General features: G+C 71.8%; 7 protein-coding genes. 4 read left to right on the top strand and 3 right to left on the bottom strand.

The window, feature by feature from the left end:
* On the top strand, positions 1-234 hold a 234-nt coding region (locus PHC73_RS09630; protein WP_300127198.1), incomplete at its 5' end, for a nucleoside triphosphate pyrophosphatase.
* Positions 235-391: 157 nt separating this feature from the next.
* Here the strand turns inward: PHC73_RS09630 and PHC73_RS13990 are convergent.
* Entirely contained in the window at positions 392-1,057 is a 666-nt protein-coding gene (locus PHC73_RS13990) for an OmpA family protein (protein WP_366949848.1), read from the bottom strand.
* A 172-nt stretch (positions 1,058-1,229) separates the two neighbouring features.
* Between PHC73_RS13990 and PHC73_RS09615 the strand changes: the two genes are divergently transcribed.
* Genes PHC73_RS09615 through ccmI form a run of 3 tightly spaced genes read left to right on the top strand, consistent with a single transcriptional unit; the run spans position 1,230 to position 3,195 of the window.
* Complete coding sequence (locus tag PHC73_RS09615; RefSeq protein WP_300127196.1) at positions 1,230-1,754, top strand: DsbE family thiol:disulfide interchange protein; 525 nt, start codon at positions 1,230-1,232, stop codon at positions 1,752-1,754.
* Entirely contained in the window at positions 1,754-2,140 is a 387-nt protein-coding gene (locus PHC73_RS09610; RefSeq protein WP_300127193.1) for a cytochrome c-type biogenesis protein, read from the top strand. The genes PHC73_RS09615 and PHC73_RS09610 overlap by 1 nt, the downstream gene beginning before the upstream one ends.
* Positions 2,137-3,195 carry a c-type cytochrome biogenesis protein CcmI gene (gene ccmI, locus PHC73_RS09605; protein WP_300127190.1) on the top strand — a complete coding sequence of 353 codons (1,059 nt, stop codon included), beginning with the start codon at positions 2,137-2,139 and terminating at the stop codon, positions 3,193-3,195. Before PHC73_RS09610 ends, ccmI begins: the two co-directional genes overlap by 4 nt.
* A gap of 134 nt (positions 3,196-3,329) precedes the next feature.
* Here ccmI and PHC73_RS09600 read toward each other — a convergent pair whose 3' ends face one another.
* The gene (locus PHC73_RS09600; protein WP_300127187.1) at positions 3,330-4,736 is read right to left on the bottom strand and encodes an AcvB/VirJ family lysyl-phosphatidylglycerol hydrolase; all 1,407 of its coding nucleotides are present in this window, start codon (positions 4,734-4,736) and stop codon (positions 3,330-3,332) included.
* Positions 4,736-7,401, bottom strand: a 2,666-nt coding sequence (gene mprF, locus PHC73_RS09595) for a bifunctional lysylphosphatidylglycerol flippase/synthetase MprF (protein WP_300127184.1), incomplete at its 5' end; no start/stop codon positions are given. The genes PHC73_RS09600 and mprF, both read right to left, overlap by 1 nt.

Here is a 7,401-nt window from a genome sequence, read left to right as displayed (position 1 = left end):
CACGAGCTGCGCCTGAGCGAGAGTCGCGTCACGTTCCGGCCGCTGGCGGCGGACGAGATCGCCGCCTACTGCACCACCGGCGAGCCGCTCGACAAGGCCGGCGCGTATGCCATCCAGGGCCGGGCGGCGGCTTTCATCCGCCATCTGGAAGGCAGCTATTCGGGCGTGATGGGGCTGCCGCTGTACGAAACGGCCGAGCTGCTGGCGGCGGTCGGGGTGTCGATGTGGCGCTGAAGCCGGTCGACGCCGGGCGCGCTACCGACCCCCCAGGGTTTGCGAAGACATGCGCGTGTCTTGCGTCGCACGTCCACGTCCGGTACACGCCCGGACGTGGTCGATTCGCGTCCGGTCATCCCAGGCCGGCCCGACGGCTCGCAAAATCCACACGCTCTCAGCCGCCGGCGGTCGGGCTAAGGACGATCTCGACGCGCCGGTTCTGCTGGCGCCCCTCGGGCGTCTCGTTGGTGGCGATGGGGCGGGTTTCGCCGTAGCCGACGGTGCTCAGGCGCGCGCGGTCGACGCCGCGGCTGGCCAGGTAGTCGGCCACCGCCTGGGCGCGACGTTCGGACAGCTGCTGGTTGTAGCTTTCCGAGCCGGTGCTGTCGGTGTGGCCGGCGATCTGCACGCGGGTGTCCTTGTACTCGACGATGGTGGCGGCCACCTGATCGAGGGTGCTCTGGAAGGCAGGTGAAATCTGCGCGCTGTCGGTGGCGAAGGTCACGTGACTGGGCATGTTCAGGATCACGTTGTCGCCCTGGCGTGATACCTCGACGCCGCTGCCGGCGGTCTGCTGGCGCAGTTTTTCTTCCTGGTTCTGCATGTACTTGCCGATGCCGGCGCCGATGGCGGCCCCGGCCGCGGCACCGATGGCCGCCCGCTGGCCGCGGTCGCCGCCGCTGATGCCACCGAGCACGGCGCCGGCCGCCGCGCCGATGGCGGCGCCTTTGCCGGTCTTGGTCATCTCGCGCTGGCCGGTTTCCGGGTTGGTGGCGCAGCCGCTGATCAGGGCCGCCACCAGGCCGGTGACGACGATGGCGCGCAAGCGGGGCTTCGACATGGTGATGTCCTCCTTAGGAGCGGCAGTGCAAGCGACGCGGCGCAGTTTAGGTGTGTCCGGCGCCGCGGCGACTGATCATGCTCATTATGCTGAGCGTCGGTCGGTGGCGCGTGGGTCGCGGTCGGCACCGGCATAATGACGTGTCTACGCCGCATCCATTTTCAAACCCTTCATGAAAGTTTGGCGCCTGCTCCTGCTGCCCGCCCTGGTGTTGCTGTTGGCGGCCCTGGCCCTGGGCCTGCGGCACGACCCCAAGCAGATTCCTTCGCCGCTGATCGGCAAGCCGCTGCCGTCGATCGCCGGGCAGACGCTGGATGGGCGTCCGGTCGATCTGGCCAGCGCCGGGCAGGGTGGGCCGATGGTCATCAACGTGTGGGCGTCGTGGTGCGAGTCCTGCGCGATCGAGCATCCGGTGGTGGTGGCGGCGGCGCGGCAGTTCGGCGACCGGGTGGCCTTCATCGGGCTCGATTACCGCGACAAGCAGGAGCCGGCGGCGGCCTGGCTGGCCGAGCGCGGCAACCCCTACCGTTGGTCGTTTTTCGATCCCGAGGGGCGGGCCGGCATCGAGCTGGGCGTGTATGGGGTGCCGGAGACGTTTTTCGTGGCCGCCGACGGTACGGTGCTGGCCAAGCATGTGGGGCCGCTCGACCCGGATGGGCTGCGGGATTACCTCAAGCGCCTGTTCGGGGTGAGCTGATGCGCAGGATTCTGATGGCGCTGCTGGTGCTGGCACCGGCGCTGCGCGCCGAGGTGGTGGGCGAAGACCCGCAGCAGCGGCAGGTGCTCGACATCGCCGCCAAGCTGCGCTGCGCCGTGTGCCAGAACCAGTCGGTGGCCGAATCGAACGCAGAGCTGGCGCAGGACATGCGCCGGCTGATCGCCGAGCAGCTCGCCGCCGGCCGCAGCGAGGCCGAGATCGTTGCCTACTTCCGGGCCCGGTATGGCGATTTCGTGCTCATGGAGCCGCCGCGGCACGGCTCGGGCGCGCCGCTGTGGTGGGCGCCGCTGGCGATCCTGGCGCTCGCCGGCGGCGGGGCTTTTTTCTACCTGCGCCGACGCGTGCGCAGTGCGGAGCGGTCATGACGGCGCTGGTATCGATCGCCATCGTGGCGGTGTTGGCGGTGGCTTTTTTGGTGCTGCGCCTGCGCGCCCCGCAGCCGGCCGGTGACGGCCTGGCCGCCCGCCGCGCCCGCTTGCACGCGAGTCTGGCCGAGCTCAGCCGCGCCCGTGACGAGGGTGTGTTGGATGAGGCGAGCTTCGCCGACGAGCGCCAGCGGCTGCTGGCCGAGCTCGCGGCTTTGGATGGCACGGCGGCAGTGCCGGCGACGCCGGGCCCGGCGCGCACGTCGTGGCCGGTTGCGCTGGCGGTGTTGGTGCTGGTGCCGGCCGCGGCGGTGGGCTTGTACGTGTATGTGCAGGGCCCGTTCTGGCAGGCGCTCGACGGCATGCGCGGCGCGCCGCTGGCCGGTGCGCCAGTGGACCCGGCGGCCATGGTGGCGCGGCTCGAGGCGCGTCTGGCCGAGCAGCCGGACGACGTCGAGGGCTGGAAGCGCCTCGGCCGCTCATACGTGGTGCTCGGCCGGCCGGCCGATGCGCGCCGGGCATACGATCGCGCCGCGCGCCTGGCGCCGGACGATCTGACCATCCTCGAGGGCTACGCCGACGCGGCCGAGCCCGGCGTGGCGCCGCCGGAAGGCATCGCCGCCATGATGGCGGCGGTCGAGGCGGCCGCCCGCAGCGCCCCGGACGATCCGCGCGCCTGGGTGCGCCTGGGCTTCGTGCGCAGCGTGCAGGGCGATCGTGCCGGCGCCCGCGACGCCTATGCCCGCGCCCACCGACTCGACCCGCAGCGGCCGGAGGTGCTGGCCGCCTACGCCGGCGCCGAGTACGCGCTCGATCCCGAGCAGCCGAGCGCCCGGGCGGTGGAGCTCTACCGCCAATTGCTGCAGGTGGCGCCGGACAACGGCTCGGCGCTGTGGGTGCTGGGGCAGGCGGCGCAGCGCGACGGCCGGCCGGATGAGGCGCGCGACTACTGGCGTCGCCTGCTCGAGCAGTTGCCGCCGGACTCGCCGCTGCGCGCGCAGGTGCAGCGCGCCATCGAGCAGGCGACCGGCCCGACCGCTACCCCGGGACCTTGAGGAACGTCTGAAAACTCCCGTCCCTGGGTTTCTCGGCCCGCTGCGGCGCGGTACACGCCCGCGCGGTGCCCGTGACTCAATGGTGCGCCCGCGATTCAGGTCGGTGCATCCCGCTTCGGGCGGGACGCGCTGAATCAATCAGCGCGTCCCTGACGGCCGGAATTTTTCGGCACGTCTTTGCCGCCGCGTGCCTCCGTCGCCTCGAAATGGTCGCGGATGGCGTCGGCGATGATGCCGTAGCGGCGATCGAAGTGATGATCGCCCGGGCGCTTCAGGCGCGTGATGGCGCCCACGCCCGGCGCCGTGCACAGGCTGTCGGCGCGCTCCCTGGCGCCGTACACGCACAGCACCTTGGCCGGCGGGATGCGCGCCAGCTCCGGCAGCGTCGGCTGTTCGGTGGCGGTGTGTCCACCCAGCCAGCCGGAAACCGACACTTCGAAATCGGCGCCGCGGCCGGGTGCCAGCAGCGCCAGCGTCTGCACGCGGGCCTGCTGCTCGGCCGGCAGGCGGTTGTAGGCGAACGGCAAGATGTCGGCACCGAACGAGTAGCCGATCAGCGCCACCCGCCGGCTGCCCCAGGCGGCGCGGTAGTGGTCGAGGATGCGCGTGAGATCCGCCGCGGTCTGCTCGGGACTGCGCCGGTGCCAGAAATAGCGCACCGAATCGACGCCCACCACGCCGATGCCGGCCCTGGCCAGCAGGCCGCCGATGGTTTTGTCGATGTCGCGCCAGCCGCCGTCGCCGGAGTAGATCACCGCCAGCGCGTCACTCGGCCGGGCGGCCGGCAGCTCGACCAGCGGCAGATCGGCCACCGATGCCGGCTGGCGGTTTGGCGCCTCGAGCGCGTCGAAGGTGTCGGTGACGGCCGCCAGCAGCGGTGCGTCGGTGCTGCGCAGCCGATCCGGCGGGTTCTTGGCGCGCACGGCGGCCAGCAGCGCATCGTCGGGCGCCGCGCCGCTCAGCGTCCATGGCGTGGCGATGGCAGCGGCGTGCAACTGCAGCGTGCCGCGGCGGTCCGGGGCGCCGGACACGCCGCACAGCGCCTTGGGCATGCCAAGGCGTGGCGGTGGCGGTTCGCTCACGGCGGCGGCGAAGGTCAGCGGCGGCGCCTGCGCCAGCAGCGCATAGACCAGTCCCGCACCGTCGCCGGCGCCGACCAGCAGCGGCGGGTCCAGATCGGCCAGCGCAAAGCGCCGGCCAAGATAATTGGCATGCCAGTTGACGATGCCGGCCAGATCCAGGCAGCGCTCGTCGCGGTCGGCGACGCCGGCGGCGAAGCGCACGGGGTCGATGCGCGCCACCAGCGCGCCGCGGGCGGCCAGCGCGCCGACCACCGCGTCGAGGCGGCTGTCCTGTGCGGCGCCGAACACGAACGCCAGGCGCGTGGCCGCGCCGGCTGGCGGCTGGACCGCATAGTCGCCCCAGTCGTCGCTGTGCAGGGTTTGCGCCGCCGGCAGGCGCGCCGAGCAGGCGGCATCGAGCAGCAGCAGCCCGACCGCCAGCCAGCGCAGCGCCAGCCGTCCCAAGCCGGTCGCCGCCATCAGCCGGCGGTCAGCACGCGCCGGTAGCCGCCGGCGATCAGCGCGGCGATGTCCACCAGCAATAGCTGCGGCGACATCCGGTACGGGTAGGCCAGGTAGGCGCCGCGCCACACCGGCTGGAATTTCTCTTTGTAGCTGCGCAGGCCCTTGTAGTTGTAGAAGCGGTTGCCGTACTCGTAGGCGAGGCGCGCCAGGCGCTCGCTCGGGCGCGCGAACGGGTTCTCGCCGACGCCGGCCAGCGGTGCCATGCCGAGGTTGAACCAAGCATGGCCGGTATCGCGGGCGTACTCGATCAGGCGCACGAACAGAAAATCCATGCAGCCGGACGGCGCATCGTTGGCGTGGCGCATGAGGTCGATGCTGAGCTCCTGCTGGTGGCGGTAGTCGGGCATCAGGCTGGCGAAGGCGACCACCCGGCCCTGCCGGCGCACCACGGCGATCGGTGCCCACGACAGATAGGCGCGGTCGAAGCGGCCGAGTGAGAAGCCTTTCTCGGCCGTCTTGCCGCCCAGCCACTGGTCCGACACCGTTTTCAGCTCGCCCCACAGCGCGTCGTCGAACGGTGGCTCGACGATCGCGAACTCGAGACCCTCGCGCGTGGCGCGGTTGACCGCCGCGCGCAGGTCGTCGCGCTTTTTACCGCGTAGCGAGAACTGCGCCACCGGCACCAGCGCCTGCTCGCCAAGCTTGAACAAGCCAAAGCCGTGGTCGTGATAGAGGTGCAGGTTGTTCTCACCGACCTCGTAGAACACCGGCACGCAGCCGTAGCGGTTGGCGAACTGCCGAAACGCCAGCACCGCGTCCTCGACGGCCGCCGGCTCGCCGGCCGGGTCGCCCAGCGCCACCAGGCGGTTGCGGATGGCGCCGTAGGCGATCAGCGCCTTGCCGTCGGGTGCATAAAAAAGATATTTGTCGCCGAGCAGCGTCAGGTGCGCGAACTCATGCCCGCCGTGGGCGAGATAGAAAGCGCGCGCCTGCTCGAGCGCGGCGGCATCCGGCAGGGCCAGGCGCGGTCGCGGCATGGCGAACGCCAGCCAGCCGAGCATGCCGATGGCCGTCAGCAGCGCCGCCAGCGCGCCGCGGGCGAAACGAGGGGCCTGTGCCGATGGCGAGAAATGCAGCAGGTGCGCCGCCCAGGGTTCATCGCCGTACAGCGTCTGGCCGAGCCACACATAACCGGTGAGCGCCGCCAGCAGCGCCGCCAGCCACAGCAGGTTGCGCCGCGACAGCAGCGGGTAGGCGTCGCGGTCGAAGCGCCGGCGCTGCGTGCGCAGCACCGCCCACAGCGCCAGCAGGTAGCTGGCTTCCTCGTAGTCGAGACCCTTGGCCAGACTCAGCGCGGCGCCGGCCAGCAGCACCGCCAGCGTCAGGCGATAGGCGCTGCGTACCTGGCCGGCGATGCCGCGCGACAGCGCCAGCAGCACCACGCCGGCGACCACCGACAACAGGTGCGAGCTCTCGGTGACGATCCGTGGCAGGTAGGTGTGCAGCACATCGCCGCGATCGGCCAGCGTCGGGTAGGCGGCCGACACCAGCAGCACCACGCCGGCCAGGAAGGTGAGGTAACCGAGCAGGCGCACGCCGACCGAGCCCAGCAGCTCCACCGGCAGGCGCAGCACGCCGAGCAGCGGATGCGCCTCGGCGCGGCGCAGCAGGCGCACGAAAATGTTCTCGTCCGGGATGAACAGGTAGGCGCCCAGCGCCAGGCCGAGCAGCGCCGGCACCACGTAGTAGCAGAGGCGGAACAGCAGGATGCCGGCCAGCACGCCCTCGGCCGGCTGGCCCATGCCGCGCAGGATCAGCAGCAGCGTGCCGTCCAGCACGCCAAGGCCGCCCGGCACCTGGCTGGCGATACCGGCGGTGGCGGCCAGCGCGAAGGCGAGCGTCAGCTCCTGCGGCGTGGTCGGCACGCCGGCCAGAGCGAGCGCCAGCCACAGCACCATGAGCGCCAGCCCCCACTCGCCGAGCGAGGCGGCGGTCAGCTGCAGGCGCAGGCCGGCGGTCAGCGGCGGCAGGTCACGCAGAAAGCGCCGATGCAGCGTGCCGCTGCCGGTGATGATGAAAAACCCCGGCACGTAGGCGACGAATCCCGCCAGCAGCAATTGCGGCAACAGGCCCGGCAGTGGTAGCGGTAGGTGTTGGCGCAGCGCGATCACCAGTGCCGCCGCGGCCAGCAGCCCGAGCCCGAGCGGGATGGCCAGCAGCTGCACGCCGGCGTAGGCGGCGACGGTGCGTCCGGCCACGCCCTCGCGCGACAGCGCCAGGTAACGGATGCCGGAGCCGGTCATGCCGGACAGGCCGACCAGGTTGGCCAGCGTGCAGGCCGGCCAGGCGTAGCGCAGCACCCGCCGCACCGGCAGGTTGATGCCGAGCCAGCGGTTCAGCAGCAGGTCGTAGCCGCACATGGCGAGCACCGGGATTGCCGCCAGCAGCTGCAGCTCGATGAGGTCCCAGTCGTGCAGGCCCGTCACCACCCGATGCAGCGCCTGCAGGTCGAGCGCGCGCAGGTCGTGCCAGCCGAACCAGCCGACCAGGCCCAGCACCAGCGGCGGCCACAGCGCGCGCAGGATGCGCAGCAAGCGCCGCAGCGGCGACGGCGGCGCCGTGACCAGCTCTACCGGCGCAGGGGTGGCCTCGCCACTGGCGGGTGAGGGTGCGTTCATAG

The organism is Immundisolibacter sp. (genome assembly GCF_028696615.1).
In the GTDB taxonomy this organism is placed as follows: domain Bacteria; phylum Pseudomonadota; class Gammaproteobacteria; order Immundisolibacterales; family Immundisolibacteraceae; genus Immundisolibacter.
The sequence above is the reverse complement of the archived record's forward strand: the minus strand, read 5'-3'. Positions and strand labels throughout refer to the sequence as shown.

Coding starts and splice junctions, on each gene's coding strand:
- PHC73_RS13990 (WP_366949848.1), bottom strand. CDS start 1,057: ATGTCGAAGCCCCGCTTGCGCGCCATCGTCGTCACCGGCCTGGTGGCG.
- PHC73_RS09615 (WP_300127196.1), top strand. CDS start 1,230: ATGAAAGTTTGGCGCCTGCTCCTGCTGCCCGCCCTGGTGTTGCTGTTG.
- PHC73_RS09610 (WP_300127193.1), top strand. CDS start 1,754: ATGCGCAGGATTCTGATGGCGCTGCTGGTGCTGGCACCGGCGCTGCGC.
- ccmI (WP_300127190.1), top strand. CDS start 2,137: ATGACGGCGCTGGTATCGATCGCCATCGTGGCGGTGTTGGCGGTGGCT.
- PHC73_RS09600 (WP_300127187.1), bottom strand. CDS start 4,736: ATGGCGGCGACCGGCTTGGGACGGCTGGCGCTGCGCTGGCTGGCGGTC.